This window comes from Burkholderia sp. AU31652 (assembly GCF_002223155.1).
In the GTDB taxonomy this organism is placed as follows: domain Bacteria; phylum Pseudomonadota; class Gammaproteobacteria; order Burkholderiales; family Burkholderiaceae; genus Burkholderia.
This window is the reverse complement of the sequence record NZ_NKFG01000006.1, coordinates 162798-189551: the sequence shown is the minus strand read 5'-3', so window position 1 is coordinate 189551 and position 26754 is coordinate 162798. Positions and strand designations below refer to the sequence as shown.

Sequence of the window (26754 nt, the reverse complement as noted above, 5' to 3'; positions counted from 1 at the left end):
GAAGGAATGCCGGTCGGTCGACCGGCTTATTTCACCGCAAACAGCGTCAGGTTCATGAAGATCTTGAACGCATAGCCGAGCGTGACGGCGCCGATCACGCCGCCCGCCCACAGGACGACGAACCACATCCAGCCGCGCATGCGCGGCTTCGGCGCAGCGGGCTGGCGATCGGCGGAATCAGTGGTGGTAGTAATGCTGGTCTTCATGGCGCACCTTGCCTCGGAATACCCAGTAACCCATCGTCGTGTAGGCGATGATGATCGGGAGGATAACCGCTGCGCCGACCAGCGTGAAGGTCTGGCTCGAACGCGGCGCCGCGGCTTCCCAGATCGTCATCGTCTGGGGAATCGCATACGGGAACAGCGTGACGAGCAGGCCGACGTAGCCGAGCAGCACGAGCGCCAGCGCGAGCACGAACGGGGTCATGTCGTGCCGGGCGCGCACCGCGCGGCGCATCCATACCGCGCAGCCGGCGACCAGGAACGGCACCGGCAGCAGGCGCCAGAACAGCCCCGAGTCGAACCAGCGCTGCGCGATGGCCGGATCCTGCAGCGGCGTCCACAGGCTGACGACCGCGATGAAGCCGAGCAGCACGACCGTCAGCGGCCACACGACGCGATGCAGGCGCCGCTGCAGGTCGCCTTCCGTCTTCGCGACGAGCCAGCAGCAGCCGAGCAGCGCATAGGTCACGATCAGGCCGAGGCCGGTCAGCAGGCTGAACGGCGTGAGCCAGTCGAACGCATCGCCCGCGAACACGCCGTCCTTCACGTTGATGCCCTGCAGGAACGCGCCGAGCGCGATCCCCTGGAAGAACGTCGCGCCGGCCGAGCCGCCGATGAACGCGAGATCCCACAGCTGCTTCGTGCGCCGCGCCTTCGCGCGGATCTCGAACGACACGCCGCGGAAGATCAGGCACACCAGCATGAAGATCAGCGGCAGGTACAGCGCCGACAGCACGGTCGAATAGACGACCGGAAACACCGCGAACAGCCCGGCGCCGCCGAGCACGAGCCACGTCTCGTTGCCGTCCCACACGGGTGCGACGGTGTTCATCATCAGGTCGCGTTCCTTCTCGTCCGGGAAGAACGGGAAGACGATGCCGATGCCGAGGTCGAAGCCGTCGAGCACGACGTACATGAAGAGCCCCAATGCGATGATCGCGGCCCAGATTACGGTGACGTCCATAGGTTTTCTCGTATGCGAAAAAGGGTGGGCTCAGACGGTCTCGAGCGGCTCGTCGACGGCCGACATCGGGCGGCGCGCGGTGTGGTCGGGGCGCGTGTCCGGGGTGTCGTCGTGCTTCACGTCGGGCAGCGCGGGGCCGGCCTTCATCAGCTTCAGCATGTAGTACACGCCGGTGCCGAACACGAGGAAGTACACGATCACGAACGTCATCATCGACAGGCTGACCTGCTGCACCGACAGCGGCGATACCGCATGCGCGGTGCGCATCACGCCATACACGACCCACGGCTGGCGGCCTGCTTCGGTCGTCACCCAGCCCGCGAGCAGCGACACGAAGCCGGTCGGGCCCATCACGAGCGCGAAGCGCTGGAACCACTTCGATTCATAGAGGCGGCCGCGGCGGCGCAGGAACCACGCGAGCGCGGCGAGGCCGATCATCGCGAAGCCGAGGCCGACCATGATCCGGAAGCTCCAGAACACGACCGTCGAATTCGGGCGGTCTTCCGGCGGGAATTCCTTCAGGCCGCGGATCTCGCCGTCCCAGCTGTGCGTGAGGATCAGGCTGCCGAGGTGCGGCACCTTCACCGCGTAGCGGGTCGTTTCCGCCTGCATGTCAGGGATGCCGAACAGGTTGAGCGGCGTGCCGCCCTTCTCGGTTTCCCACAGCCCTTCGATCGCGGCGATCTTCGCCGGCTGGTGCTTCAGCGTGTTGATGCCGTGCTGGTCGCCGATCACGGCCTGCAGCGGCGCGAGCACCAGCAGCAGCCACAGCGCCATCGAGAACATCTTCTTCACGCCCTTGTCGCGGCGGCCCTTCAGCAGGTGCCACGCGCCGGTCGCGGCCACCACCAGCGCGGCGACGATGAACGCGGCGATCGCCATGTGGAACAGGCGGTACGGGAACGACGGGTTGAAGATGATCGCGAACCAGTCGGTCGGCACGACGCGGCCGTCGACGATCTCGAAGCCCTGCGGCGTCTGCATCCAGCTGTTCGACGCGAGGATCCAGAACGTCGAGATCAGCGTGCCGATCGCGACCATCAGCGTCGCGCCGAAGTGCGCGCGCGGGCTCACACGGTTCCAGCCGAACAGCATGATGCCGAGGAAGCCGGCCTCGAGGAAGAACGCGGTCATGACCTCGTACATCAGCAGCGGGCCGGTGACGGCGCCGGCGAAGCTCGAGAAGCCCGACCAGTTCGTGCCGAACTGGTAGCTCATCACGACGCCGGAGACGACGCCCATCCCGAACGCGACCGCGAAGATCTTCGACCAGAACAGGCAGAGGGTTTTGTAGTACTGCTTGCCGGTTTTCAGCCAGCGATATTCGAGCACGGCGATGAAGCTGGCGAGGCCGATGCTCAGCGCCGGAAAGACGATGTGAAAGGAGACGGTGAACGCGAATTGCAGGCGGGCCAGATCGAGGGCCGAAAGAGCGGTGTCCATACCAGTTGACCGAGGCTGACGATACCCGCCGGCGGGTGCCGGCGGACCCCGGCGGACGGGCGTCGGGGTTGGCTGGAGTATGGTCCGCGATGTTGCACCGCGAAATGCGCCAACTCGTCGCAGATGTCCAGCCCGTCGCGCGCATTTCCAGGGTAAATCGTTGATTCGTATCAAGAAGGCTGCTTGCGGCGCGCGCGGCCGCGGCGTGGCGGTCTGACGCACGTGCGGCAATATGGCGCGTCGCGTCATCGGAACGGTTCGGCGCGGACGCAAACGCCGCGTGACACCACGCGTCACGGCGCCCGCGCGCGGCCGAACCGTTTCAGTGCGTTATCGCGTAACGCACGCGGTCGTGCCGGCGGGCCGCGGCCGTTGGGGTCTGTCACATGGGTAACGCCGCGCAACCTTCGATACGCACACGCTGCATGAATTGCGTACACTCTGAGTCTCGTTTCGGCAGGGCCGGGCGCATCGGTTCCGGTCCGCGTTTACCCAGGACTCAGCGATGATCGATTTACGCAGCGATACCGTGACACGTCCGAGCCAGGCAATGCTGGCCGCGATGACTGCCGCCGAAACCGGCGACGACGTATGGGGTGACGACCCGACCGTGCTGCGCCTGCAGGCGGTGACGGCCGAGCGGGCCGGCAAGGAAGCCGGCCTGTTCTTCCCGAGCGGCACGCAGAGCAACCTGGCCGCGCTGATGGCCCATTGCGAGCGCGGCGACGAGTACATCGTCGGCCAGCTCGCGCACACCTACAAGTACGAAGGCGGCGGGGCGGCCGTGCTCGGCAGCATCCAGCCGCAGCCGATCGAGAACGCGCCGGACGGCACGCTGCCGCTCGCGAAGATCGCCGCGGCGATCAAGCCGCTCGACAACCACTTCGCCCGCACACGCCTGCTCGCGCTCGAAAACACGATCGGCGGCCAGGTTCTGCCGGAAGGGTATGTGCAGGAAGCCACCACGTTCGCGCGCAGCCGCGGGTTGTCGCTGCACCTCGACGGCGCACGCGTGTGCAACGCGGCCGTTGCGTCGGGGCGTTCGATCGCCGAGCTTTCCGCGCCGTTCGACAGCGTGTCGATCTGCTTCTCGAAAGGGCTCGGCGCACCGGTCGGCTCGGTGCTGGTCGGCAACCGTGCGCTGATCGAGCGCGCGCAGCGCTGGCGCAAGGTGCTCGGCGGCGGGATGCGGCAGTCGGGCATTCTCGCGGCGGCCTGCCTGTATGCGCTCGACCACAATGTCGAGCGGCTCGCGGACGATCACGCGAATGCCGCGCATCTCGCCGAAGGCCTCGCACGCATCGACACCGTGAAGGTGCTGTCGCATGCGACGAACATGGTGTTCGCGCAATTCCCCGAAGCCGATTGCGCGCCGCTCGAGGCGTGGCTCAAGGAACGCGGGATCCTCACGCAGATGCTGTACGCGTCGCGCTTCGTCACGCATTGCGACGTGTCGCGTGCGGACATCGATACGTTCATCGATGCGGTCGGTGCGTATTTCGCGCAACGCCGCGCGTAAGGTGGAATGCGCCGGCCGGCGGGGACGCCGGCCCGATGTGGCGCGAAGCAGGGGGCGGAGAGGCGACGGGGGCGACGTGGCAACCCGTCTGTCGATATCGGGCGAGCCGGCGGATCATGCTTGCCGGGGTGCATCGGCGGGCGGTGTGCCGTCGTGGAACAGCGCTTGCAGTTGCGTGCGCAGTTCGGCGCTGTCGGTGTGCTGGTGAACCTGGACCGCATGCTGCACGGCGGCTTCCAGCAGTTCGTTGTCGGAGTCGGCAGAAATCGCGACCGAGCAATTCATCGCGCTGGGAAACTCGCGGCAATCGATGTAGCGGCGAGACATGATGTTCTCCTTGCGGGAAAGGGCGCGGCCGATGGAAAAAGTATAGGCGGCGCGGCGGGGATTCTCGCCTTCAGGTATACCGCACCCCGCGCACGGTGGCGATGGCGGTGCTTACGGCAGCGGCGCGAGCAGCCGCCGCGCCGCTTCGACGACCCGCTCGGACAACGACGCCATCGTCGGCGACTGCACGGTCCACGCGTGCCAGTACAGCGTGACGTCGGTCGGATGCGCGGGCGCGAGATCGACGAGCCCCTGCGTGTCGAGCGGTGCGCTGCCGATCAGCGGCTCCGGCACCATCGCGTAGCCGAGCCCGTGCCGCACCGCCGCGAAATGCGAATGAGTGCCCGGCACGTAGTGGCACGGGTACGCGCCGTCGGGCAACCCGAACTTCTCCTTCAGGAACGACGACTGCAGCGTATCGCGCCGCGAATACGCGACGACGGGCGCCTTGCGCGCGCTCGTGCGGTTCAGCCCGCGCGGAAACCAGCGCACCGCGAACGCGGCGGCCGCGAGCAGCCGGTAGCGCATCGTGCCGAGCGGCGTCGCGAGGCAGCCGCGCATCGGCTTCGGCTCGGTCGTCACGCAGCCCACCGCCATCCCGCTTTCGAGCAACGCGAACGTGTGGTCCTGATCTTCGACGATCAGCTCGAACAGGATGCGCTCACCCGCGAGCACGGACGTCAGCGCCGGCAGAAACCACGTGCCGAGGCTGTCGGAATTGAGCGCGATCGTGACGGAGATCGGCGATTCGCGCTCGGTCGCGAGCGTGCTCTGCAGGTCGGCCTGCAGCAGCGCGACGCGGCGCAGGTGCTGCAGCACGCGCTGCCCGGCCACCGTTGGGCGGCACGGCCGCGTGCGCAGCACCAGCGGCGTGCCGAGGCTCGCTTCCAGCGCGCGGACCCGCTGCGTGACGGCGGAGGCGGTCACGTGCAGGCGCACGGCGGCCTGCTCGAAGCTGCCCGTGTCGGCGACGGCCAGCAGCGCGGCGGCCTGCTTCGGATCGATCGTCATCGACATGTATCAGATAGCCCAAGACAGATTGTGATACTCAAAACGATGAAGCCTTTCTAGTTACGGCGTTGCGGCCGATCATGATGCGTGGCGATCAAGTGTGACACGGAAATCGGTCCCACCTTGGACCAAACTGCGACCAATTCGGTATGTTGTGCCAGATGGTCTGGCGCTAGATGTGCATACCGGAGAACCATGTCGTAACTACACCATCCACCCAGGTCCTTTAGTCGCTCAAGCGGTGTGCCATTCTGAACGTGCCAGCTAGCCCAGGTGTGCCGGACATCGTCGAATCGAAAATTCTTGACGCCGGAAAGTTGGCGAGGATCGCTGACCAGCGCGGCATCGCCGGGAGGCCGTGCGAGCTCAGTCACGACGTGTTGATCGGGGACGCACAAACCAATTTGCCGAAGTAGCGCGGTAACCGAGGCCGAGCGGTCTCGAAAAAAACAGGGTGGCCGGCGGGATGTTCGAGCATCCTTTCGCGCCGGCACCGTGGTTACAGGTCAGCGAACGCGGGCAGAAGGTCCTGGTCGACGAGCCGGATCTCAATACGGTTGGCAACTTCGACGTGTTCAGCGTTGTCCACTGAAAAAACGGCGTCAGCGACGCTCACAATGATCGTCCCAGTCTGCTTACGGCCGGCATCGGGAACTGGAATCAATTCGCGTGCTTCCGGGACTTGCTGAGTCGTGAGAACCTTCGGGAGATACAGCATCCAGCCAACGCCCGGCTTGTCATCAAACACCTGCCGGGGAAAATACTCTCGTGGCGAAACAGAGACATACATCGGGTCATAAACCGAGACCATCGCGGACACGATCTTAGCCACGCCCTCACAGCTGCGCTCGTCCGCCGAACCAGCACTCTGTGCCGGTAGCCCAATTTCTATCTCGCTGGGCCGCCTCTTCGCATCGATAGCTAACTTCAGCCTCGCGCTGTCGGCCGCGTCCATTTGACCATTCCAGAAGCCAAATACTTTAGGAAGATCCATCTTTTTTTCGTACCGCTGCACCAAGACTGCCAAAACGGCTGTCGAAGGTATGCCAGGCGCTTCATACATGGGATACAGACGGGCTTCTTCCTCGGTATCTGCCTTCAACCACCACTGCCCCAGACGTTCGTCCTCGCGTGACATGGCTTCAACCACCGGCCATAGACGGACGAGATGAGCCGCAAAATCGCCAAGCGGGGCGAAATCGGCAGGGCTACGAAATTGCGTGACTATTTCCATATTTGCCAGGGCACCCATTCTGATTCGACTTGAAGACGCATAAGCGGTTCTCTCAAATAGTTCCAAGTCCCGCTTCGGGTCGTAGTAGCCATTGAGGAAACTGTGACCACGCTGTGCCTGCGACAAAGATCGATAGTGCGGAAACTCAATAAAAATCAACAAAGCCTACCTAGGCTGCGTTCTGACCGGCGCGAGACTAGTGGTTAAAGATCAACGATTTACACGTCTTTGTCTGCGATCGATCGTCATCGACATGTCGGTGGAATTCCTGTGAACGTAAGACGAGAACAGCCGGTAGTGTAAGTCAGCGCGTATCGGCGGCCGGGGGCGGCGCGAGGTTCTGCCGCACCGTATCCATCGTCGGAATCGGCCGCGTTACGCAAGCACGCCGCGTGCTCGATACCGGTGGCGCGCGCATTTTGAACTAGGCTATATGAACGCGCGGACCACGGCATGTGCCATGCCGGCCCTTCGCGCGCGGACGATCGCGCGTCGCGCGCAAGCCGCGGCGCGGGCGTCGTGACGATTCCCCTTTCACGGAGACGAACATGTCGATTCGACTAGGCGAGGACGCGCCCGATTTCACCGCGGAGACCACTGAGGGAACGATCCGCTTTCATGAATGGATCGGCGACCACTGGGCGATCCTGTTTTCCCATCCGAAGGATTTCACGCCGGTGTGCACGACCGAACTCGGCTACATGGCCGGACTCAAGCCGGAATTCGACAAGCGCAACACGAAGATCATCGGGCTGTCGATCGATCCGGTCAGCGATCACCGGGAGTGGGTGGCGGATATCGCCGAAACGCAGGGGCATGCAGTCAACTATCCGCTGATCGGCGATGACGAGCTGAAGGTCGCGAAGCTGTACGACATGATTCATCCGAATGCGAGCGGCGGCCCGCGCACGGCGGTCGACAACGCGACGGTGCGCTCGGTCTTCATCATCGGGCCGGACAAGAAGGTCAAGGCGATGCTCGTCTATCCGATGAGCGCGGGGCGCAACTTCGACGAGGTGCTGCGCCTGCTCGACGCGCTGCAGCTCAACGCGAAGCATACGGTGGCAACACCGGTGAACTGGAAGCCCGGCGACGATGTCATCATTCCGACGTCGGTGTCGGACGATGCGGCGAAGCAGAAGTATCCGGACGGCTTCCGGACGCTGAAGCCGTACCTGCGCTACGTGACGCAGCCGCGTTGACGCACCGTGCCGGCCGGATGCCGGCGATGCAGGACCACGACGGGGCGGCCCGCGCGACAGCGATAGTCGCGGCGCGGGCCGGACGACAGCGTCACGTACGCATAAAACAAGCGTCAACCAGCGACGGAGCGACTTCGCGATGATCTTCCGGCAACTCTTCGACCCGCAATCGTCAACGTACACGTACCTGCTCGCCGACAGCGCGCCGCGCGAAGCGGTGCTGATCGATCCCGTGTTCGAGCAGGTGCGCCGCGACGCGGCGCTGCTCGACGAGCTCGGGCTGCGGCTCGTCGCGACCGTCGACACGCACGTGCATGCCGATCATGTGACGGGCGCGTGGCTGCTGAAGCAGCGCACGGGCAGCACGATCGCGATATCGGCCGCGAGCGGCGCGCAGGGCGCCGACCGCTACCTGAACGACGGCGACCGCTGCGCGTTCGGCGCGCGCTACCTGACAGTGCGCGCGACGCCCGGCCACACGAGCGGCTGCATCAGCCTCGTGCTCGACGACGAATCGATGGCGTTCACCGGCGATTGCCTGCTGATCCGCGGCACGGGCCGCACCGACTTCCAGCAGGGCGACCCGCGCGCGCTGTATCGCGCGGTGCACGGCCGGCTCTTCACGCTGCCGGCCGCGTGCCTGCTGTATCCGGCGCACGACTATCGCGGGCTCACGGTGACGAGCGTCGGCGAGGAGCGGCGCTTCAATCCGCGTCTTGGCGGCGACCTGAGCGAAGACGATTTCGCGGGCTACATGCGCAACCTCGGGCTCGCGCATCCGCGCCAGATCGACGTCGCGGTGCCGGCGAACCTGCAATGCGGCGTCGCCGCGAACGCGCCCGATGTACAGGCCGCGCCCGACTGGGCGCCGCTCGTCTATACGTTCGCCGGCTTCTGGGAAATCGATCCGCAATGGCTCGAGGATCATCTGCCGGCGGTGCAGGTCGTCGACGTGCGCGAGCCGGACGAATTCACCGGCCCGCTCGGCCACCTGCCCGGCGCGACGCCGATTCCGCTCGGCGAACTGGCCGCGCGCGCCGGCGAGATCGCGCGCGACCGGCCGGTCGTGACCGTGTGCCGCGCCGGGGGGCGATCCGCGCAGGCGACTGTCATTCTGCTGAAGGCCGGCTTCGACACGGTGGCGAATCTCGGCGGCGGGATGCTGCGCTGGCGTGCCGAAGGGCGCGTCGTGATGGACGGCCGGTCGTAACGGCCCGAGTCGCACGACAAAATAAATTCGACTCGCTGTCGAAATGGCCGCGTGCCGTTCGTCGTCAAGGTATCCGATTACGTGGCGCCGCATCACGCGGCGCCGAAACCCTGAGAGACCGCACGATGATGCCGACGCTCTACGCCCATCCCTTTTCGTCCTACTGCCAGAAGGTGCTGACCGCGCTGTACGAGAACGGCACGCCGTTCGCGTATCGCGTGCTCGCGCACGACGATCCGAAGCCGATGCAGGAGCTGGCCGCGCTGTGGCCGCTGAAGCGCTTTCCGGTGCTCGTCGATGCCGGCCGCACGGTGATCGAGGCGTCGATCATCATCGAGTATCTCGGCCTGAACCATCCTGGCCCCGTGCGCCTGCTGCCCGACGATCCGCACGCGGCGCTCGAGGTGCGGACGATGGATCGCTTCTTCGACAACTACGTGTCGACGCCGCAGCAGAAGGTCGTGTTCGACGCGCTGCGGCCGGAGGCCGAGCGCGATGCGCGCGGGGTGGCCGATGCGCGCGCGATGCTGGAGACGTCGTACGCGTGGCTGGACAAGAAGATGGCCGATCGCGAATGGGCGGCCGGCGACCGCTTCAGCCTCGCCGACTGCGGCGCGGCGCCGTTCCTGTTCTACGCGGACTGGACGCATCGGATCGATCCGTCGTTCGCGAACGTGCTGGCGTATCGCCGGCGTCTGCTGGCGCGGCCGTCGTTCGCGCGCGCGGTCGACGAGGCGCGGCCGTTTCGCCCGTTCTTTCCGCTGGGTGCGCCTGATCGCGACTGATCGGCGCGGGCGATGCGCGGCGCGCCGCCACTGCGCATGGCCGGCAGCGCGTGCCGGGGCGGCGGAACGTAAGCAGCGGCAGCATCGCGGCGTCTCTCCGTCACATCGTGTGGGTGGCTGACTGCGCGAGCGTCAGCAGTTCGTCGAACTGCGTGATCAGCTCGAAGCACAGCAGGAACGCGAGCGTGTAGGCCGGCGCGGGGAAGCGCTTGATCATCGCGAGCACCTGCGGCGCGAAGCGCGAGCGGATTGCATCGCGCGTCAGCAGCCACGCGAGCGCGATGCCGATCGCGGCGCCCGCGATCAGGTCGGTCGGATAGTGAAAGCCGAGATACGCGCGCGGCACGCAGATGAACACGACCGCATACACCAGTGCCAATACGCCGACGCGGCGCGCGATGATGAAGATGCCGGTGGCGATCGCCATCCACAGCATCGCGTGATCGCTCGGAAACGAACTCCATGCCTGCAGCGTGGCCGCGCGGAGTCCCGCCGACGGAAAGTGCAGGTGCAGGTCGGGGTTGTAGATCGGCCGCACGCGGAACGGCAACACCTGCGCGAGCAGCCGGCCGAACGCGAGCGCGATGAGCCCGCTCGCGATCGTCGCGACGACCAGCTCGCGCTGCCGCTCGCGGTTCGGGCCCGGCTGGAACCACAGCCAGCACAGCACGGGAATGAGCACGAAGCCCTTGAACGTGTACAGGCCCGCGATCACGCGGATCGCGTGATTCATCAGCGGGCCGAACGTGATGTGGGTGAGGAAGGTCTGGATCGTGGTGTCGAAATCGTTCATGTTCTGTGCGACCCGGGCGGACGCTCAGCGCATGACATGCGGCCGGCAGGATCGAAAAGCGCGCTCGTACCGGAGCGCAACGGGGGGCAAGTATGTCACCCGATATTTCGAAGAAAATGCGAAAAAATACCGGGAATCCCCTGATAAAACGGGGCTGTGCGGTGGGGCCGGATGGGCGGGCGCCGCGTGGCGGGGCGCATCGAATCGTCCGACGTTTTCGCATTGATGCACACGGCCATCGGAAAAATAATCGGTTGAACTGGACATTCGTTCGAGCGGGTGCGGACCTTGCGCCGCATGGGGGCTTTTCGTGCCGAATGCGCACGAATCGGCTGGACTGCGCAGCGTCATGCGTGCGCCGATCGAAAATAAAAGAAAAGGCGGACAAGCCCTGTGGGCCTGCCCGCGTTGTGCGTGCGATGCGGAATTTCAGTGGCGCCAGATCCGCACGGCGAGCGCGGCGAGTGACGTCACGACGGCCAGCCCGGTCACCGCATTCCAGCCCAGTTGCGCGAGCAACAAACTGCCGATCGCGGCGCCGGCTGCCATCCCGATGAACATGCCGACGAACAGCACCGCGTTGAGGCGGCTGCGCGACGCGGGGTCGATCCGGTAGACGATTGCCTGGTGCGCGATCAGCGTGGCCTGCACGCCGAGATCGAAGCCGATCGTCGCGACCGCGAGCAGCACGAGCTGGGCATGCGCCGACATCAACGGTGCGGCGGCCATCGACGCGAACGACACCGTCGCGATGCCGATGCCGATGCGCGTGACGCGCTCGGGGCCGTGATGGTCGGCCAGGCGCCCGGCAATCGGCGCGGCCAGCGCACCAGCCGCACCTGCGAGCCCGAACGCGCCCGCGGCCGCGCTGCCGAGGTGGAACGGCGCGCCGTGCAGCATCACCGCGAGCGTCGACCAGAACGCGCTGAACCCGATGGCCAGCAGCCCCTGCGCGAGCGCGGCGCGGCGCAGCGCCGGATGCTGGCGCCACAACTGGCCGAGCGACCCGATCAGTGCACGATACGGCAGGCGCGTGGTCGGCTCGAAGTGCGGCAGCCCGCGCGCGGCCACGACGCCGATCACGGCGACGCTGACGGCCGCGAGCGCGAACATCGCGCGCCAGCCGGCCGTTTCGGCGACGAATCCGGCCACGACCCGCGACAGCAGAATGCCCAGCAGCAGCCCCGTCATCACCGTGCCGACGATGCGGCCGCGATGCGCGTCGTGCGCGAGCGTCGCGGCGGCCGGCACGACGTCCTGCGCCATCGTCGCCGCGAGGCCGATCGCGAAGCTCGCCGCGAGCAGCAGCCCGAGCGACGGCGCGATGGCGGCGAGCAGCAGCGCGACGACCAGCGTCGCGGCCTTGGTCACGATCACGCGGCGGCGGTCGAAACGGTCGCCGAGCGGCGCGAGCAGCAGGATGCCGAGCGCATAGCCGAGCTGCGTGAGCGTCGGCACGAAGCCGATCGCCCGTGCCGACGCGCCGAGATCGGGCCCGAGCGCGCCGAGCATCGGCTGCGCGTAGTAGAGCGGCGCGACCGCGAGGCCGGCGGCGGCCGCGAGCAGCAGCACGAGCCGGCGATCGGGCATCGAATGGGCGGCCGGCTGGGCCGGGGCGTGAGCGGCGCGGGGCGCGGCATCGAGACGGGACGGGATGGACATGGCGTGCATCCTGGTTGCGATGAAGGAATGGACGCGAGTGTGGCGGCATGCGGCCGGCCACGGTAGTGCCGCCCTGCGCAGATTTGTTATACGCTCCACGAATGACCGAAAAATCCCCCTTCTCTCCCGCTGCTGGCGGGTCTCCGCGCATTCAGGCGGTGCCGGTGGACGGCGCCGGCTATCGTTTCGAGCTGATGGAAACCTTCGTGCGCATAGTCGAAGCCGGCAGCCTGTCGGCCGCGGCCGCGCAACTGCATACGACGCAGCCGACCATCAGCCGGCGGCTGCAGGCGCTCGAGCGCTCGCTCGGCATGCGGCTGCTGCAGCGGACCACGCACACGATGCGGCTGACCGTCGACGGCGAGCGCTGCTTCAAGCGCGCGAAGGAACTGCTGGCGAACTGGGCGGCGTTCGAGGCCGATCTGCGCGGTGCGCAAGAGGAGCCGGACGGGCTGTTGCGGGTCGCGGTGCCGCACGCATTCGGCCAGGAGCGTTTCGTCGAGCCGCTCGCGCGGTTCCTGCGCGACTATCCGCGCGTGTCGGTCGAGTGGCTGCTGCAGGACGAGGTGCGGGATTTCGTCGGCAGCGGCATCGATTGCGCGATCCAGGTGGGCGAGCCGACCGATCCGGCCGTGGTCGCGATCCGGCTGTCGAAGGTGCCGCGCTTCGTGGTCGCCGCACCGTCCGTGCTGAACGGCGCCGACGTGCCGGCCGACCCCGATGCGCTCGCCGAGTTGCCGTGGCTCGCGCTGCGCACGTATTACCGCACGGAGCTGGCGCTCACGCATTCGGTCACGGGCGAGACGAGACGCATTGCGATGCGCCCGCGCATCACGACCGCGAACCTGTACGCGCTGCGCAGTGCGGCGCTGCTGGGGGTGGGGGCGTGCGTCGGCTCGTCATGGATGCTGGCCGATCACCTCGCGCGCGGCGAGCTCGTGCACCTCGCGCCGGAGTGGCAGGCCGCGCCGCTGCCCGTCTACCTGACCTACCCGCATGCGCAGTTCTATCCGTCGCGGCTCGTGCGGTTCGCCGCGATGATGCGCGAGGCCGTGCCGGGGCTCGTCGAAGGGCGCGACAGCTGACCTCCGACGCGGGATGTGCCGCAAGCGGAGGGCGGCGGGCGGCCGCAGCGGCTTCAGCCGCGCCGGATCCCTTCGGGCAGCGCGCTGATGCGGCGCACCTCGGGCGAATCGAGCCACGCGCGCGACGTCGCGCAGTCGGCGAACATGTCGGTCGCATCCTCGCCCCAGAACAGGTCGCCGTCGAGTGCGAAGGTCGGCACGCCGAATACGCCGTGCGCGATCGCGTCGTCGGTGTTTGCGCGCAGTGCGTCCTTCACCGGCTGGGCGTCGACGGCCGTCACGCCTTCCGGAAAATCGACCGCTTCGCACAGCGCGGCGAAGCCCTCCGGCGTCGACACGTCCTGGCCGTCGCGCCAGATATGCCGGAAGATCCGCCGGATCGCGTCGGGAGAATTGCCCATCGCGATCGCGAGGCGCAGCGGCTTGATCGGATTGAACGGGTGCGCGGGCGGCATCCGGAACGCAATGCCGAGCTTGTCCGCGCGATATTGCGCGTGGCGATAGGTGAAGACGCGTTTCGCCGCGATCTCGGCCGGCGCTTTCTGGCCCCAGTGGGCGAGCAGTGCGCCGAGCACGATGGGCTTCGGCTCGAACGCGGCGGCGGCCGGCAACCGGTCGAATTGTTCCTGCTGCAGATAGGCGAACGGCGAAACGAAATCGAAATACCAGGTAGCGGTGCGCGCGGCGTTCATGGTGGCGACCCTCAAGCGTGTCCGGTTGGCGGTGGCTCGCGCGGCATGCCCGCAGGCGGCGCGCGATGCATGCATCGGCGGCCAGTGTCGCACGCGGCCGCCTTTTGCGCTGTTGCGTGGCCAGGCGCGCGCCGCCGCCGGTTACGACGCCGCGTCGCCGTGGTCCGCTGGCGATGCGAGCCGCGCGAGGCTGTCGCGCACGGCCGCTGCGTCGTAGCGTGCACCTGAGCCGCCGAGCGCGACGGTCGCCTTCTGCGCGAACGGCAACAGCATCGCGAGCGCCGCCGCCATGGCCGGTGCGTCGGCGAGCCGCGATTTCGGGCCCGATACGGTCAGCGCGCCGACGCACTCGCCGGCGGCGCCGAACACGGGCACGGATGCCGACGCCGTCTCCGGGTCGCGCTCGCCGTACGACGCGGCCCACAGCTGTTCGCGCACGTCGTGCCATTGCGCATCCTGCATGTCGGTGAACGCCAGCAGCACCTTCCCGGACGCACCCTGGCGCACCGGAAACTCCTCGCCGACCCGAATCGACACGCGCACCGCACGGGCGGGCTCGACCCGGTACAGCACCGAGCGCATGTCGCCCTGGCGCACGTAGAACGACGCCGTTTCGCCGAGTTCGCGGCTCAGCGTCTCGAGCAGCGGCTCGACCACCGGGCCGACCCGGAACGAACGCTGATACAGCGCGGCGAGCCGCAGCGGCTCGTGTCCGATCGCGTACTGGCCGTCGTCGAGCTTGCGCATGAAGCCGCCATGTTCGAGCGCCGTGAGCAGGCGCAGGATCGTGCTCTTGTACAGCCCGGTGCGACGCGACAGCTCCGCGAGCGACAGCCGGTCGTCGGTCTGCCCGAACGCACGGAGGATCGCGAACGCGCGATCGAGCACGGCGACGCCGCTGGACGCTTCTTCGGCCGAATCGGGCTCGCTGCCGGCGTGATCGGTTTGAGTCTTGGGCACTGCGTGCTTCCTTCTGAGGATGATCGATCGACTATATCGTTCTGCCTGACAGAACTCAAGTTCCAAAAAATCGCAATTTCACGGGTATACCCCGCTTACAGCCCATTCGACGCACGCATAGAGTTCTATCAAACAGAACGGTGTTCTTTCAAGCAGAACGATGGAGTGTCAAATGAGCGTTTCCGAATATCCGAAGGTGCTGGTCAGCGAGGTCGGGCCGCGCGACGGCCTGCAGAGCATCCAGGCCGTGATGCCGACGGCCGGCAAGCTGCGCTGGATCACCGCGCTGGCCGCGGCCGGCCTGCGCGAGATCGAGGTCGGGTCGTTCGTGCCGGCGAAGCTGTTGCCGCAGATGGCCGATGTGCGCGAAGTCGTCGCGCACGCGCTGGCGATTCCCGGGTTGCACGTCGCCGCGCTCGCGCCGAACCTGCGCGGCGCCGAGGGCGCATTCGAGGCCGGTGTGCACAAGCTGACGCTGCCGGTCTCGGTGACGGAAGCGCATTCGCTGGCGAACATCCGCAAGACGCCCGCGCAGATGATCGACGAGGTGCGTGCGATCGTCGCGCTGCGCAATGAGCGGTTTCCATCGGTGCACATCGAGGCGGGCGTGTCGGTCGCGTTCGGCTGCACGATCGCGGGCGCGGTGAGCGACGACGAGACGATCGCGATGGCGGTGGCGATGGCCGAATGCGGCGTCGACGAGATCGGGCTGTCCGACACGAGCGGCTATGCGAATCCGGCGCAGGTGCGCCGGCTGTTCCTGCGCCTGCAGCGCGAAGTCGGCGACAAGGCCGGCGGCGCGCATTTCCACAACACGCGCGGGCAGGGGCTCGCGAACGTCGTCGCGGCGCTCGACGCGGGCGTGACGACGATCGACGCGAGCCAGGGCGGCCTCGGCGGCTGCCCGTATGCGCCGGGTGCGACCGGCAACATCGTCACCGAGGATCTCGTGTTCCTGCTCGAGGCGATGGGATTCGACACGGGTATCGACGTCGACGCGCTGCTCGCCGCGCGCGCGATCCTGCACGCGGCGCTGCCGGCCGAGGCGTTGTACGGCCATGTGCCGGACGCCGGGTTGCCGAAAGGCTTCCGTTACGCGGACGGCCGCGCTCCGAGCGCGGTGCAACCGGAAGGATGCCTGACGGGAGTCGCGCAATGAACGACCACCAACCGGCTTCGACGCTGCCGTACGCAGGCACGCGCGTGATCGAGATGACGCACATGGTGATGGGTCCGACCTGCGGGATGTTGCTCGCGGATCTCGGCGCGGAGGTCATCAAGATCGAACCGATCGCGGGCGACAGCACGCGCGCGCTGCGCGGTTCCGGCGCGGGCTTCTTCGGGATGTTCAACCGCAACAAGAAGAGCCTCGCCGTCGACGTGAAGGATCCGCGCGGGCTGGAGATCGTGCTGCGGCTCGTGGCGACCGCGGACGTGTTCAGCGAGAACTTCAAGAGCGGCACGATGGACCGGCTAGGCCTCGGCTATCCGGTGCTGCATTCGCTGAATCCGCGCCTCGTGTACGTGTCGCACAAGGGCTTCCTGCCGGGGCCGTACGAGCATCGCACCGCGCTCGACGAAGTGGTGCAGATGATGGGCGGCCTCGCATACATGACGGGCCCGGAAGGGCGGCCGCTGCGCGCGGGGGCGAGCGTGAACGACATCATGGGCGGCATGTTCGGCGCGATCGGCGCGATGGCCGCGCTCGCGCAGCGCGAACGCACCGGCCGCGGCCAGCAGGTGCAGAGTTCGCTGTTCGAGAACAACGTGTTCCTCGTCGCGCAGCACATGATGCAGTTCGCGGTGACCGGGCAGGCCGCCTCGCCGATGCCGAGCCGGATTTCCGCGTGGGCCGTCTACGACGTGTTTTCAGTTAAGGATGACGAACAGATCTTTCTCGCGGTCGTATCGGACACGCAGTGGGCGCTGTTCTGCGATGCGTTCGGCCTGGCCGCGCTGAAGGACGATCCGCGCGTCGCGACCAACAACCTGCGCGTGCAGGCGCGCGAGTGGCTGCTGCCCGAGTTGCGTGCGCGGCTCGCGCCGCATTCGGCCGCGGAGATCGGCGCGATCTTCGAATCGAACGGCCTGCCGTACGCGCCGATCACGAAACCGCAGGACCTGTTCGACGATCCGCACCTGCTCGCCACGGGCGGCCTCGAGGCCGTGACGCTGCCGGCCGACGCGAGCAGCGCCGGGCGGCCGGTCGACACGCGCACCGCGCTGCTGCCGCTGACGCTTGGCGGCGAACGCCTGCGGCTGCGCGCGGCACCGCCCGCACTCGGCCAGGACACGCGCGCGCTGCTCGGCGAGCTCGGCTACACGCCGGACGATGCGCGTGCGCTGATCGAAGCCGGCGTCGTCGCGGGGCAGCATGGCGCGGACGATGCGGCGCCGGGCGGCGCGCCGTCACCGAACGAACTGGCGAGCGCGTAGCGCGGCCGCGATTCACCGAACGAACAAAGGCGTCCCGGCCGTGCCACGCACGGGCGCGGCCGCCCCATCCACGGAGACAACCATGACATCCGCTTCCCCGGCACTGGCCGACGATCGCGAGACCGACGCGTCGCTCGAGCAACGGGCCGTGCGCAAGGCCGCGTGGCGCTTCATTCCGCTGCTCGCGCTCGCGTACTTCTTCAACTACCTGGACCGCACGAGCGTCGGCTTCGCGGCGCTCACGATGAACCGCGATCTCGGCCTGACCGCGACGCAGTTCGGCTGGGGCGCGGGGATCATGTTCGCCGGCTACTGCTTGTTCGAGGTGCCGAGCAATCTCGCGCTGTACCGCTTCGGCGCGCGGCGCTGGCTTGCCCGCATCATGATCACGTGGGGGCTGATGGCGGCCGCGACCGCGCTTGCAACCGGGCCGACGAGTTTCTACGCGATCCGGCTGCTGCTCGGCATCGGCGAAGCCGGATTCTTTCCGGGCGTGATCTTCTTCCTCGCCGTGTGGTTTCCGGCGAGCTACCGCACGCGCGTGCTCGCGTGGTTCACCGTGTCGACGCCGCTGTCGTCGCTGATCGGCGGTCCGTTGTCGACGTGGCTGCTGCAACTCGACGGCGTGTTTGGGCTCGCCGGCTGGAAATGGATGTTCATCGTCGAAGGGCTACCGGCGTGCGCGCTCGGTTTTCTCGTGCTGAAGCTGCTGTCCGACTCGCCGGCGCATGCCGCGTGGCTGTCCGACGACGAGCGGGCGGCGCTGCAGCGTGCGTTCGAGCGCGACGGCGCGGCCGCCGGCCGCAAGAAGCGCTTCGGCATCGCGCTGCGCGACGTGCGCGTGTACTTGCTCGCGCTGATTTCGTTCGGCTTCACGATGGGGTCCTACGGGATCGGCATCTGGCTGCCGCAGATGCTGAAGGCGCACGGCATGTCGACGATGCAGACGGGCTGGCTGTCCGCGGTGCCGTACTTCTTCGCGACCGTCGCACTGCTGTGGTGGGCGAAGCGCGTGGACCGGCGCGGCGGCCCGGTTGCGAACCTGGCGATCGGGTTGTTCATCGGCGCGGTGGCGCTTGGCGTGTCGACGCACTTCCAGACGCTCGGGCCGGCACTCGTCGGCATCACGCTCGCGCTGATCGGCACGATCGCCGGCCGCACGATCTTCTACACGCTGCCGTCGCGCTTCCTGTCCGGCCAGGCCGCGGCCGGCGGGCTCGCGCTGATCAACTCGATCGGCGCGCTCGGCGGCTTCGCGGGCCCTTATCTCGTCGGCTACCTGAAGGACAGCTTCGGCACCTTCACCGCCGGCATGCTGGGCCTCGCGATCGTGCTGGCGATCACGACGCTGCTCACGCTGTCGCTGGTTGCATTCGACCGGAGCGAATGACATGGACACGACGATGTCGATCAAGCGACGCCGGCTGCTCGGCGCGGCCGCCGCCTCGCTCGCGCTGCCCGCGTTCACCAAGGCGCGCGCGGCCACCCAGGAAGGAGTTTCACGCATGACGACGCAAAGCAACTATCTCGCGGTCCGCCCCGACTGGCTCGCGTCGGCGCTCGAACCCGCGCTCGAGCCCGACCTGCCGATCGTCGACGCGCATCATCACTTCTACGAACGGCCGGGCTGGATCTATATGCTCGACGACTATCTGCAGGATGCGCGCTCGGGCCACAACATCCAGGCGTCCGTCTACATGCAGGCGCAGACGCGCTATCGCGACTCGGGCCCGGCCGAACTGAAACCGGTGGGCGAGACGGCCTACGTCGCGGGCGTGACCGAGCCGCTGCAGCACGGCCCGGTGGCGGTCGCGAAAGGCATCGTCGGCCACGCGGACCTGCGCCTCGGCGAACGCGTGCGCGAGGTGCTCGAAGCGCATCTCGAAGCCGGTCGCGGGCGCTTCCGCGGGGTGCGTCACCTGACGACCTGGGACGCCGATCCGACGCTCGCCAATCCGCTGTCGGCGGTGCCGCGCGGGCTGCTGCTCGATCCCGCGTACCGCGCGGGCGTCGCCCAGCTCGCGCCGCTCGGGCTGTCGTATGACGCGTGGCTGTTCTTTCCGCAACTGCCCGAACTGTTCGAGCTGGCGAAGGCGAACCCCGATACGCGCGTCATCGTCAATCACTGCGGCGGTGTCGTGCGGATCGCCAGTTATGCCGACAAGCGGCCGGAGGTGTTCGAGCGCTGGTCGGCGTCGATGCGTACGCTCGCGCAACTGCCGAACGTGTACGTGAAGGTCGGCGGGCTCGGGATGCGCATCAACGGTTTCGATTTCGAGAAGGGCGAACGGCCGCCGTCTTCCGTGCAGCTCGCCGACACGTGGAAGCCGTGGATGATGACCTGCATCGACGCGTTCGGCCCCGGGCGCTGCATGTTCGAGAGCAATTTCCCGGTCGACAAGGGCTCGTATTCGTTCGTGAACGGCTGGAATGCGTTCAAGAGGCTGACCGCGCAGGCGAGCCCGGACGAGCGCGACGCGCTGTTCCGCGGCACGGTCACGCGCGCTTACCGGCTCGGCTGACGCGCGCGGCGGCGGGCCCGGCGCTGGCTCACCCGGCCTCCACCAGCGCCGCGAGCCGCGCCAGCGCCATTTTCCAGCCGGTCTCGTTGTCGGCGGCCGGCACGCCCGGCGGCACCCCGTCGTGCACCGCGTCCACGCGCGTGCCGCCCGCTTCGTCGGACAGCGTGATCGTGATCGTCATGGCGCCGCGCAGCATCGGGTCGTCGGTCTCGAACACGTCGATCTCGACGATCTGCTCGTCCGGCACGAGCGTGACGAAGCGGCCGTGATAGGTATCGGTGTGCGCGGTGGTCTTGCCGGTGCCGGCCGACGGCGCGTCGTAGCTCAGCGATACCCGCAGCGCACCGCCTTCGCGCGCGTCGTACGCGTGCACGCGGCAGGTCATGCCGTCGGGCACCTTCCATTGCTCGACCGCGTGCGGATCGAGGAGGGCGCGGTAGACGCGGCCGCGCGGGGCGTTCAGGTGCCGGCTGACCCGGGTCGAATGCGTGTGCGTGTGCAACATGTGGCCTCCCGCGGAGTGCGCACGACGGTGCACGCCGGCGGCCGGCGTGTCGTCATGCTTCCTTCAGGAATCCTAGGCGCGCGAGCGGCGGCATGCAATGACCGCACATGCGGCCGCGGCCGGCTCAGCGCAATGCGGCCGCGAATTCGTCGAGCTGCGTGATGCAGGTGTTCCAGCCCTCGAAGAAGCCGAGCGCTTCGTGGCGCTCGCGCGTGGCGGCGTCCGGATGCATCACGCGCGCCTCGTAGCGGCTGCCCGCGTCGTCGTCGGCCATCGTGATGATCGCGGTGAAGCCCATCCACGGCGCCTGCGGCCGCCAGCCGCCCGTGAGCATCGACGTGAACGCGATGCGCGATTCCGGCACGATCTCGAGGAAGCAGCCGGGATTGTCGCTGGTGCCGCCATCGGGGCCGCGCATGAACGTGTGGAAGGCGCCGCCCGGCCGCAGGTCGAACGCGCGCACTTCGGTGGTCCACGGTTTCGGGCACCACCATTGCTTCAGCAGTTCGGGCTCGGTCCAGGCACGCCACAGCGCGTGGCGCGGCGCACGCAGCGTGCGCGTGATGACGAGGTCGTGGGCTTCAACGGGGTCGACGGGGCTGGCTGACATCTTGCTCCTCCTGGTGACGGCGTTCGACGAATTCGACGAGACGATCGGATCGGGCTTCCCACAGTGCGCGCTGCTCGGCGAGCCATGCCTCGGCTTCGGTCAGCCGGCTGCCGACCAGCGTGCAGGTGCGCGAGCGGCCGGCCTTGCGGGTCTGGACGAGACCGCTGCGCTCGAGCACGGCGACGTGCTTCATCAACGACGGCAGCGCCATGTCGAACGGTTCGGCCAGCGCGGAGACGGTCCGTTCGCCGTGGCCGAGCATGCTGACGATCGCGCAGCGCGTCGGATCGGCGAGGGCGTGGAAAACGTCGCTGATGCCGGGTTGAAAGTTAGCCATGTGGCTAAGTATAGGGGAGGCGAACGGCGATGCAACGGAAATTTTCGTCGCGTAGGATGATGGGGCGGTAACACGCGCCGACCGGGTGCGGCGTTGCCGAGCGCCTGCCGCCGTTGCGCGAGCCGCGACGGCAGGCCGGTGTTTCCTTCCCATCCGGCCGCACGCCGAACCCGCGTGTGCGACCCAACTGACTACCGGAGTTGGCATGACCGAATCCGTTACCGTCCGCCGCGTCGGCGCGGACGAAGCGAAGCGCTGTGTCGAAGCACTGGCCGACGTGCTGATCGATTGCGTCGAGGGCGGCGCGTCCGTCAGCTTCATGTTGCCGATCGAGCGGGCGACCGCCGTCGCGTTCTGGACGAATGTCGCCGACGGCGTCGCGAACGGCGAGCGCATCCTGCTCGTTGCCGAGGACGCGGCCGGCCGGATCGTCGGCACCGTGCAGGTCGTGACCGCGCAGCCGGAGAACCAGCCGCATCGCGCCGATATCTCGAAGATGCTCGTGGCGCGGCACGCGCGCCGGCAGGGCATCGCCGCGCGGCTGATGGCGGCGGCCGATGCGGCCGCGCGCGACGCGGGCAAGACCGTGCTCGTACTCGACACCGTGACGGGCGGCGACGCCGAGCGGCTGTACGAGCGGGCCGGCTGGCAGCGTGTCGGTGTCGTGCCGAACTACGCGCTGATGCCCGACGGCACGCTCTGCGCGACGACGTATTTCCACAAGCAGCTCGCGTAACGGCATTCGTCATGCATCCCGTCGCCCCGTTGCTCCTGTTCGTCACGCTCGCGGCGGGTGTCGTGGCGCTGACCGCGCCGGTGTCGCTCGCGGTCGCATGGCGGCGCCGCGCGCAGGTGCCGTTGCGGGTGTTTTTCTACGGGATGCTAACCTTTTTCGTGTTCCAGCCGGTGCTGCGCCTGTCGTGGCAAGTGCCGTTGTTCCGCTGGCTCGCGCACGATCCCGGCTGGCACCTGCCGATGCTCGTGTTCGCCGCGCTGACGGCCGGGCTCTTCGAGGAGTGCGGGCGCTGGGTCGCTTTCCGGTATCTGCTGCCGAAGCGACATGACGCGCCGACGGCCGTGATGCTCGGGCTCGGGCACGGCGGGCTGGAAGCGATGCTGCTGGTCGGCGTCGGATTCATCGCGCTCGCTGCCGCGTACCTGCTCGCGCGAGCAGGCGTCGTGGTGCCTGAAGGTGCGCAGTCACTGATCGGGTCGCAGTTCTCCGGCATGACATTCGCGTCGCCGTTACTTGCGCTGTTCGAGCGCGTGAGCGCCATGGCCGCGCACGTGGGGCTGTCGCTGATCGTGCTGCAGGTATTCGTCCGCGGCACGAAGCGCTGGCTCGCGTATGCGATCGCGCTTCATCTCCTGTTCGACCTCGCCGCCGTGCTGCTGACGCGGTACTGGCATGTCGATACCGTGCTGGTCGAGGTGCTCCTGTTCGTGTGCGGTGTCGCGCTTCTGTGGCTGGGTGTTCGCTGGAGCCGCCGGATGCCGGGTGCCGGCGAGGCCAGCACGGAGCCTGTTGCCTGATTGGCAACGCGCCGTCGGGGAATCAAGCCGGGCCGCGGACATCGCCGGTCCGATATATTCACGCAGGAAGACTTCAGCAGAACGAGAACGCCCCGGAACCACCGCCCCGATGAAACGCTCCCATGTCGCTTTTGCCCTCACGGGCCTGCTCGTCGCGCTGCCGATTGCCGCGTATGCGCTCGTCAAGCCGTTGCGCGTCGTCGCGCCCGCGCTGGTCCCCGGTGTGTCGTGCCCGAGCGCCGATATCTGCACGGACGATGCCGCGAAGCTCGGCGACGCGCGGCAGCTCTATCGCGACGGCTATGCGCGCGCGGCGGCGGCCGTCGGTGCATTCCAGGCGGCGCCGCGCGTCGTGTTCTGCTCGACGCGGGCGTGCGCCGATGCGTTCGGCTTGGGCCAACGCGCGGCGCTGACGCTCGGGAATTTCGGCGTGGTGATCGCACCGCGCGGCTGGCAGACCTACTTTCTCGCGCACGAGCTGATCCATCACCGGCAGGCCGAAGTGCTCGGCAACCTGGCCGTCGCGACCCGGCCGCGCTGGCTGATCGAAGGGATGGCGTATTCGCTCAGCGACGATCCGCGCCACCCGCTGGCGGAGCCGTTCGAAGCGTGGCGCACGCATTTTGCCGCCTGGAATGCGGCGCGCGGTGCGCAGCCGCTGTGGGATGCCGCCCGGGCGGTCGAATAGCGCGGCGAGACGTTGAACCATCACCGCGCACGCCGACACGCCGCACCGGCCGACGCACCATGACATCTTGGCGCGGCTACACCCGCGCGCCCGGATCGTCGCGCCCGGCGGTGAGCGTCTCCCGCGCGGCGGCGAGGATCTCGTCGGCCAGCGCCGGATCGGTGCCGGCGATCGCGCGCGACAGCACGAGCGCGCCGACCATCTGGCTGAAGACCGCGACCGCATCGCGACGCGTCTGCGCCGGCGTCGCGCCTTCCGTGGCCACCATCCGTTCCAGCCGATCGAGGTACGTGGCGAGGCCGTGCGCGTAGCGCGCGCGTGCCGCATCGGTCAGTCGCGGCGCATCGCCGGCGAAACCGGACAGCGGGCATCCGGCCTCGACGTTGTCGCGATGCGCGGCCGACAGATACAACGCCACCTGCGCATCGAGACTGCCGGCATTCGGCGAATCCGCCCGGTCCTGCATCGCCTTTTCCATCACCTCGGCAACCAGCGCGTCCTTCGACTTGAAGTGGTTGTAGAAGCCGCCCTGCGTGAAGCCGGCTTCCTTCATCAGCTCCGTGAGCCCGACCGCGTCGACGCCGCGCGCGCGGAACAGCCGCTCGGCGGCCGCGACGATCGCGCTCCGGTTCTCGGCAGCCTGCTGTCTTGACACGCCCATAGATCCCTCCCTGATTTTGTCGATCGCGTCGATTGGAAAACACAATGGCGATCACCATTGACATGCCCGAAGGGCGAGAACACAATGCATCGCAAAGACGATGGTGATCGACATTGACATCGAGTGTAGCCGACTTGGCGGCGGGCGCAAAGCCGCGACCGGAACACCGGATGGCAAGCGGTCGGGGTCTTGGGCGCCGCCGGGTCACGGGCAGCGGGCGGCTCGCCGTCTGCCGGCGGCGGCGCCACGATTCGGCAAGCAAAGGGCAGGCTGGTTTTCTACCGGATCTCACGCGCGCGGCGAGCCGGCGCGCATGCGATTCATCATGCGAAAGGAACGAACATGAAGATCGAAGGTGCAGTGGTGTTCATCACGGGCGCAAACCGCGGGCTCGGGCTCGAGTTTGCGAAGCAGGCGCTCGCGAGAGGGGCGCGCAAGGTCTATGCGGCGGCGCGCGATCCGGCCACCGTGACGCTCCCGGGCGTCGTGCCGGTGAAGCTCGACGTGACCGATCCGGCGGCCGTCGCCGCGGCGGCCGATGCCGCACGCGACGTCACGCTGCTGATCAACAACGCGGGCATCGCGCGGCTCGGCAGCCTGACCGACGATGGCGCGCCCGACGCGTTGCGCGATCACTTCGAAACCAACGTGTTCGGGATGCTGGCGATGTCGCGCGCGTTCGCGGGCAGCCTCGCCGGGAATGGCGGCGGCGCGATCCTGAACATCCTGTCGGTCGCGAGCTGGGTGAACCGGCCGATCCTGGCGGGCTACGGCGTGTCGAAATCGGCTGCGTGGGCGCTGACCAACGGGCTGCGCCATTCGCTGCGCGAGCAGCACACGCAGGTCGTCGGGCTGCATGCCGGTTTCATCGATACCGACCTGACGGCCGGCCTCGACGTGCCGAAGGCCACGCCGGCCGACGTCGTGCGCCAGGCGTACGAAGCGATCGAAGCGGGAGAGGAGGAAGTGTCGACCGACGAGTTCACGCGGCAGGTGAAGGCCACGCTGTCGTCGGGCGTTTATCTGGAAGAACCGGCGCCGCGTTGAAGCCGCCGGTATCCCGAGCCCGCCGCCCCTGCTGCGCGTGCAGCGGGGCGGCGGGGGCGGCGGGCCGTACCGTCAGACGGTGGTGTCGATGATGCCCGGGATCTTCACGTCCGGGTTCACGTCCGCGTCGTAGTCGACGCCGGCGATCTCGAAGCCGAACAACCGCAGGAACTCGGTCTTGTAGCCGGTGAAGTCGGTCAGCTCGTACAGGTTCTCGTTCGTCACGTGGTTCCACTGCGCGACGACCTTCGCCTGCACCTGCGGATCGAGCTCCTTGTAGTCCGCGCGCAGGCGGCCTTCTTCGTCGACGTGCGGCGTCGTGCCGTACAGGCTGTCCTTGAACAGGCCGTACACCTGCTCGATGCAGCCTTCGTGCGTGCCGGCTTCCTTCATCGTCTTGAACAGCAGCGACAGGTACAGCGGCATCATCGGGATCGCCGAGCTGGCCTGCGTGACGACCGCCTTCAGCACCGACACGCGCGCGTCGCCGCCGTGCGCGGCGAGCTTGTCGCGGATCGACAGCACTTTCTTGTCGAGATCCTTCTTCGCTTCGCCGATCGAGCCGTTCCAGTAGATGTCGTGCGTGATCTGCTCGCCGAGATACGTGAACGCGGTGGTCTTCGCGCCGTCGGCCAGCACGCCGGCTTCATCGAGCGCGTCGATCCACATCTGCCAGTCCTCGCCGCCCATCACGGCGACGGTGCCGTCGATCTCTTCCTGCGTCGCCGGTTCCAGCGTGACGTCGCGGATCACTTCCTTGTCGGTGTCGAGGCCGCGGAACGTGACCGTCTTGCCGATCGGCTTGAGCGTCGAGCTGATGGTTTCGCCCGTCTTCGGATGCGTGCGGCGCGGTGCCGCGAGGCTGTAGACGACGAGATCGACCTTGCCGAGATCCTGCTTGATGGTGTCGATCGTGACCTGCTTGACCTTGTCGGAGAATGCGTCGCCGTTGATGCTGCGCGCATAGCGCCCCTTTTCGGCGGCGAATTTCTCGAACGCGGCGGTGTTGTACCAGCCGGCCGTGCCCGGCTTCGTCTCGCTGCCGGCACGCTCGAAGAACACGCCGAGCGTGTCCGCGTCGGCGCCGAAGGCGGCCGAGATCCGGGCGGCGAGGCCGTAGCCGGTCGACGCGCCGATCACGAGCACCTTTTTCGGGCCGTTGGCGATCGGGCCGTGCGAAGTCACGTAGTCGATCTGTTCCTTGACGTTGGCTTCGCAGCCGACCGGATGAGTCGTCACGCAGATGAAGCCACGCACGCGCGGTTTGATGATCATGGAAACCTCTACTCTAGTCAGAAAGGCTGGGA

Annotated in this window: 28 protein-coding genes and 1 pseudogene; 13 read left to right on the top strand and 16 right to left on the bottom strand. The window is 67.7% G+C overall.

Features of this window, described 5'->3' with window-relative positions; genetic code table 11:
* Window positions 1-26 precede the first annotated feature (26 nt).
* From CFB40_RS30985 to CFB40_RS30975, 3 genes are read right to left on the bottom strand one after another with little or no spacing between them, the layout of a single operon-like run.
* Window positions 27-206 carry a hypothetical protein gene (locus CFB40_RS30985; protein WP_089428885.1) on the bottom strand — a complete coding sequence of 60 codons (180 nt, stop codon included), beginning with the start codon at window positions 204-206 and terminating at the stop codon, window positions 27-29.
* Window positions 178-1185, bottom strand: coding sequence for a cytochrome d ubiquinol oxidase subunit II (gene cydB, locus CFB40_RS30980; RefSeq protein ID WP_039364378.1), 1008 nt, complete (start codon window positions 1183-1185; stop codon window positions 178-180). The genes CFB40_RS30985 and cydB overlap by 29 nt, the downstream gene beginning before the upstream one ends.
* 30 nt (window positions 1186-1215) lie before the next feature.
* Window positions 1216-2628 carry a cytochrome ubiquinol oxidase subunit I gene (locus CFB40_RS30975; protein ID WP_089428886.1) on the bottom strand — a complete coding sequence of 471 codons (1413 nt, stop codon included), beginning with the start codon at window positions 2626-2628 and terminating at the stop codon, window positions 1216-1218.
* 505 nt (window positions 2629-3133) lie between these two features.
* Between CFB40_RS30975 and ltaE the strand changes: the two genes are divergently transcribed.
* Complete coding sequence (gene ltaE, locus CFB40_RS30970; protein WP_089428887.1) at window positions 3134-4147, top strand: low-specificity L-threonine aldolase; 1014 nt, start codon at window positions 3134-3136, stop codon at window positions 4145-4147.
* 114 nt (window positions 4148-4261) lie between these two features.
* Here ltaE and CFB40_RS30965 read toward each other — a convergent pair whose 3' ends face one another.
* The 4 genes and pseudogenes from CFB40_RS30965 to CFB40_RS30950 form a co-directional block, all read right to left on the bottom strand.
* Window positions 4262-4474, bottom strand: a complete 213-nt coding sequence (locus CFB40_RS30965; protein WP_089428888.1) for a DUF1059 domain-containing protein — start codon at window positions 4472-4474, stop codon at window positions 4262-4264.
* A 111-nt stretch (window positions 4475-4585) separates the two neighbouring features.
* Window positions 4586-5491 carry an HTH-type transcriptional regulator ArgP gene (locus tag CFB40_RS30960; protein ID WP_089433450.1) on the bottom strand — a complete coding sequence of 302 codons (906 nt, stop codon included), beginning with the start codon at window positions 5489-5491 and terminating at the stop codon, window positions 4586-4588.
* A 50-nt stretch (window positions 5492-5541) separates the two neighbouring features.
* Window positions 5542-5796: pseudogene (locus tag CFB40_RS39280) on the bottom strand (tyrosine-type recombinase/integrase); the annotation flags it as partial.
* 188 nt (window positions 5797-5984) lie between these two features.
* Complete coding sequence (locus tag CFB40_RS30950) at window positions 5985-6719, bottom strand: immunity 52 family protein (RefSeq protein ID WP_089433448.1); 735 nt, start codon at window positions 6717-6719, stop codon at window positions 5985-5987.
* A 548-nt stretch (window positions 6720-7267) separates the two neighbouring features.
* On the opposite strand from CFB40_RS30950, the gene CFB40_RS30945 reads away from it, so the two are divergent.
* From CFB40_RS30945 to CFB40_RS30935, 3 genes are all read left to right on the top strand, one after another.
* Complete coding sequence (locus CFB40_RS30945; protein ID WP_089433447.1) at window positions 7268-7921, top strand: peroxiredoxin; 654 nt, start codon at window positions 7268-7270, stop codon at window positions 7919-7921.
* 139 nt (window positions 7922-8060) lie between these two features.
* Window positions 8061-9131 carry an MBL fold metallo-hydrolase gene (locus CFB40_RS30940; RefSeq protein WP_089433446.1) on the top strand — a complete coding sequence of 357 codons (1071 nt, stop codon included), beginning with the start codon at window positions 8061-8063 and terminating at the stop codon, window positions 9129-9131.
* Window positions 9132-9256: 125 nt separating this feature from the next.
* Complete coding sequence (locus tag CFB40_RS30935; protein ID WP_089428892.1) at window positions 9257-9916, top strand: glutathione S-transferase family protein; 660 nt, start codon at window positions 9257-9259, stop codon at window positions 9914-9916.
* Window positions 9917-10016: 100 nt separating this feature from the next.
* Here the strand turns inward: CFB40_RS30935 and CFB40_RS30930 are convergent, their stop codons facing one another.
* Both CFB40_RS30930 and CFB40_RS30925 read right to left on the bottom strand, forming a co-directional pair.
* Window positions 10017-10709, bottom strand: a complete 693-nt coding sequence (locus tag CFB40_RS30930; protein ID WP_089433445.1) for a phosphatase PAP2 family protein — start codon at window positions 10707-10709, stop codon at window positions 10017-10019.
* A gap of 429 nt (window positions 10710-11138) precedes the next feature.
* Window positions 11139-12371, bottom strand: a complete 1233-nt coding sequence (locus CFB40_RS30925; RefSeq protein ID WP_089433444.1) for an MFS transporter — start codon at window positions 12369-12371, stop codon at window positions 11139-11141.
* Between the two features lie 101 nt (window positions 12372-12472).
* Between CFB40_RS30925 and CFB40_RS30920 the strand changes: the two genes are divergently transcribed.
* A complete protein-coding gene (locus CFB40_RS30920; RefSeq protein ID WP_089428894.1) occupies window positions 12473-13456 on the top strand; it encodes a LysR family transcriptional regulator in 984 nt (327 codons plus the stop codon).
* A gap of 53 nt (window positions 13457-13509) precedes the next feature.
* On the opposite strand, the gene CFB40_RS30915 is transcribed toward CFB40_RS30920, so the two are convergent.
* On the bottom strand, window positions 13510-14148 hold the full coding sequence (locus CFB40_RS30915; RefSeq protein WP_089433443.1) for a 2-hydroxychromene-2-carboxylate isomerase: 639 nt from the start codon (window positions 14146-14148) through the stop codon (window positions 13510-13512).
* A 141-nt stretch (window positions 14149-14289) separates the two neighbouring features.
* The gene (locus CFB40_RS30910) at window positions 14290-15108 is read right to left on the bottom strand and encodes an IclR family transcriptional regulator (RefSeq protein WP_089433442.1); all 819 of its coding nucleotides are present in this window, start codon (window positions 15106-15108) and stop codon (window positions 14290-14292) included.
* A 172-nt stretch (window positions 15109-15280) separates the two neighbouring features.
* Between CFB40_RS30910 and CFB40_RS30905 the strand changes: the two genes are divergently transcribed.
* The 4 genes from CFB40_RS30905 (at window position 15281) to CFB40_RS30890 (ending at window position 20066) form a co-directional block, all read left to right on the top strand.
* On the top strand, window positions 15281-16267 hold the full coding sequence (locus CFB40_RS30905) for a hydroxymethylglutaryl-CoA lyase (RefSeq protein WP_089433441.1): 987 nt from the start codon (window positions 15281-15283) through the stop codon (window positions 16265-16267).
* A complete protein-coding gene (locus CFB40_RS30900; RefSeq protein WP_089433440.1) occupies window positions 16264-17544 on the top strand; it encodes a CaiB/BaiF CoA transferase family protein in 1281 nt (426 codons plus the stop codon). The genes CFB40_RS30905 and CFB40_RS30900 overlap by 4 nt, the downstream gene beginning before the upstream one ends.
* Window positions 17545-17626: 82 nt before the next feature.
* Entirely contained in the window at window positions 17627-18934 is a 1308-nt protein-coding gene (locus CFB40_RS30895; RefSeq protein WP_089428899.1) for an MFS transporter, read from the top strand.
* Window position 18935: 1 nt separating this feature from the next.
* Window positions 18936-20066, top strand: a complete 1131-nt coding sequence (locus CFB40_RS30890) for an amidohydrolase family protein (RefSeq protein WP_089428900.1) — start codon at window positions 18936-18938, stop codon at window positions 20064-20066.
* Window positions 20067-20094: 28 nt separating this feature from the next.
* Here the strand turns inward: CFB40_RS30890 and CFB40_RS30885 are convergent, their stop codons facing one another.
* The 3 genes from CFB40_RS30885 to CFB40_RS30875 form a co-directional block, all read right to left on the bottom strand.
* Entirely contained in the window at window positions 20095-20571 is a 477-nt protein-coding gene (locus tag CFB40_RS30885; protein WP_089433439.1) for an SRPBCC family protein, read from the bottom strand.
* Window positions 20572-20695: 124 nt separating this feature from the next.
* The gene (locus CFB40_RS30880) at window positions 20696-21181 is read right to left on the bottom strand and encodes an SRPBCC family protein (RefSeq protein ID WP_089433438.1); all 486 of its coding nucleotides are present in this window, start codon (window positions 21179-21181) and stop codon (window positions 20696-20698) included.
* On the bottom strand, window positions 21153-21518 hold the full coding sequence (locus tag CFB40_RS30875; RefSeq protein WP_089433437.1) for an ArsR/SmtB family transcription factor: 366 nt from the start codon (window positions 21516-21518) through the stop codon (window positions 21153-21155). The genes CFB40_RS30880 and CFB40_RS30875 overlap by 29 nt, the downstream gene beginning before the upstream one ends.
* 205 nt (window positions 21519-21723) lie before the next feature.
* On the opposite strand from CFB40_RS30875, the gene CFB40_RS30870 reads away from it, so the two are divergent.
* The 3 genes from CFB40_RS30870 to CFB40_RS30860 all read left to right on the top strand — a co-directional run bounded on the left by CFB40_RS30870 (window position 21724) and on the right by CFB40_RS30860 (window position 23739).
* Complete coding sequence (locus CFB40_RS30870) at window positions 21724-22254, top strand: GNAT family N-acetyltransferase (protein WP_089428904.1); 531 nt, start codon at window positions 21724-21726, stop codon at window positions 22252-22254.
* Between the two features lie 11 nt (window positions 22255-22265).
* A complete protein-coding gene (locus CFB40_RS30865) occupies window positions 22266-23051 on the top strand; it encodes a YhfC family intramembrane metalloprotease (RefSeq protein ID WP_089433436.1) in 786 nt (261 codons plus the stop codon).
* Between the two features lie 109 nt (window positions 23052-23160).
* Window positions 23161-23739: a hypothetical protein gene (locus CFB40_RS30860; RefSeq protein ID WP_089428906.1), complete on the top strand. Its 579-nt coding sequence runs from the start codon at window positions 23161-23163 to the stop codon at window positions 23737-23739.
* 76 nt (window positions 23740-23815) lie between these two features.
* Here CFB40_RS30860 and CFB40_RS30855 read toward each other — a convergent pair whose 3' ends face one another.
* Window positions 23816-24400, bottom strand: coding sequence for a TetR/AcrR family transcriptional regulator (locus tag CFB40_RS30855; protein ID WP_089433435.1), 585 nt, complete (start codon window positions 24398-24400; stop codon window positions 23816-23818).
* Window positions 24401-24742: 342 nt separating this feature from the next.
* On the opposite strand from CFB40_RS30855, the gene CFB40_RS30850 reads away from it, so the two are divergent.
* Complete coding sequence (locus CFB40_RS30850; protein WP_089428908.1) at window positions 24743-25447, top strand: SDR family oxidoreductase; 705 nt, start codon at window positions 24743-24745, stop codon at window positions 25445-25447.
* Window positions 25448-25519: 72 nt separating this feature from the next.
* On the opposite strand, the gene fabV is transcribed toward CFB40_RS30850, so the two are convergent.
* Window positions 25520-26722 (bottom strand): enoyl-ACP reductase FabV, encoded by a 1203-nt coding sequence (fabV, locus tag CFB40_RS30845; protein WP_089428909.1) that lies wholly within the window; start codon window positions 26720-26722, stop codon window positions 25520-25522.
* Window positions 26723-26754: the final 32 nt, after the last annotated feature.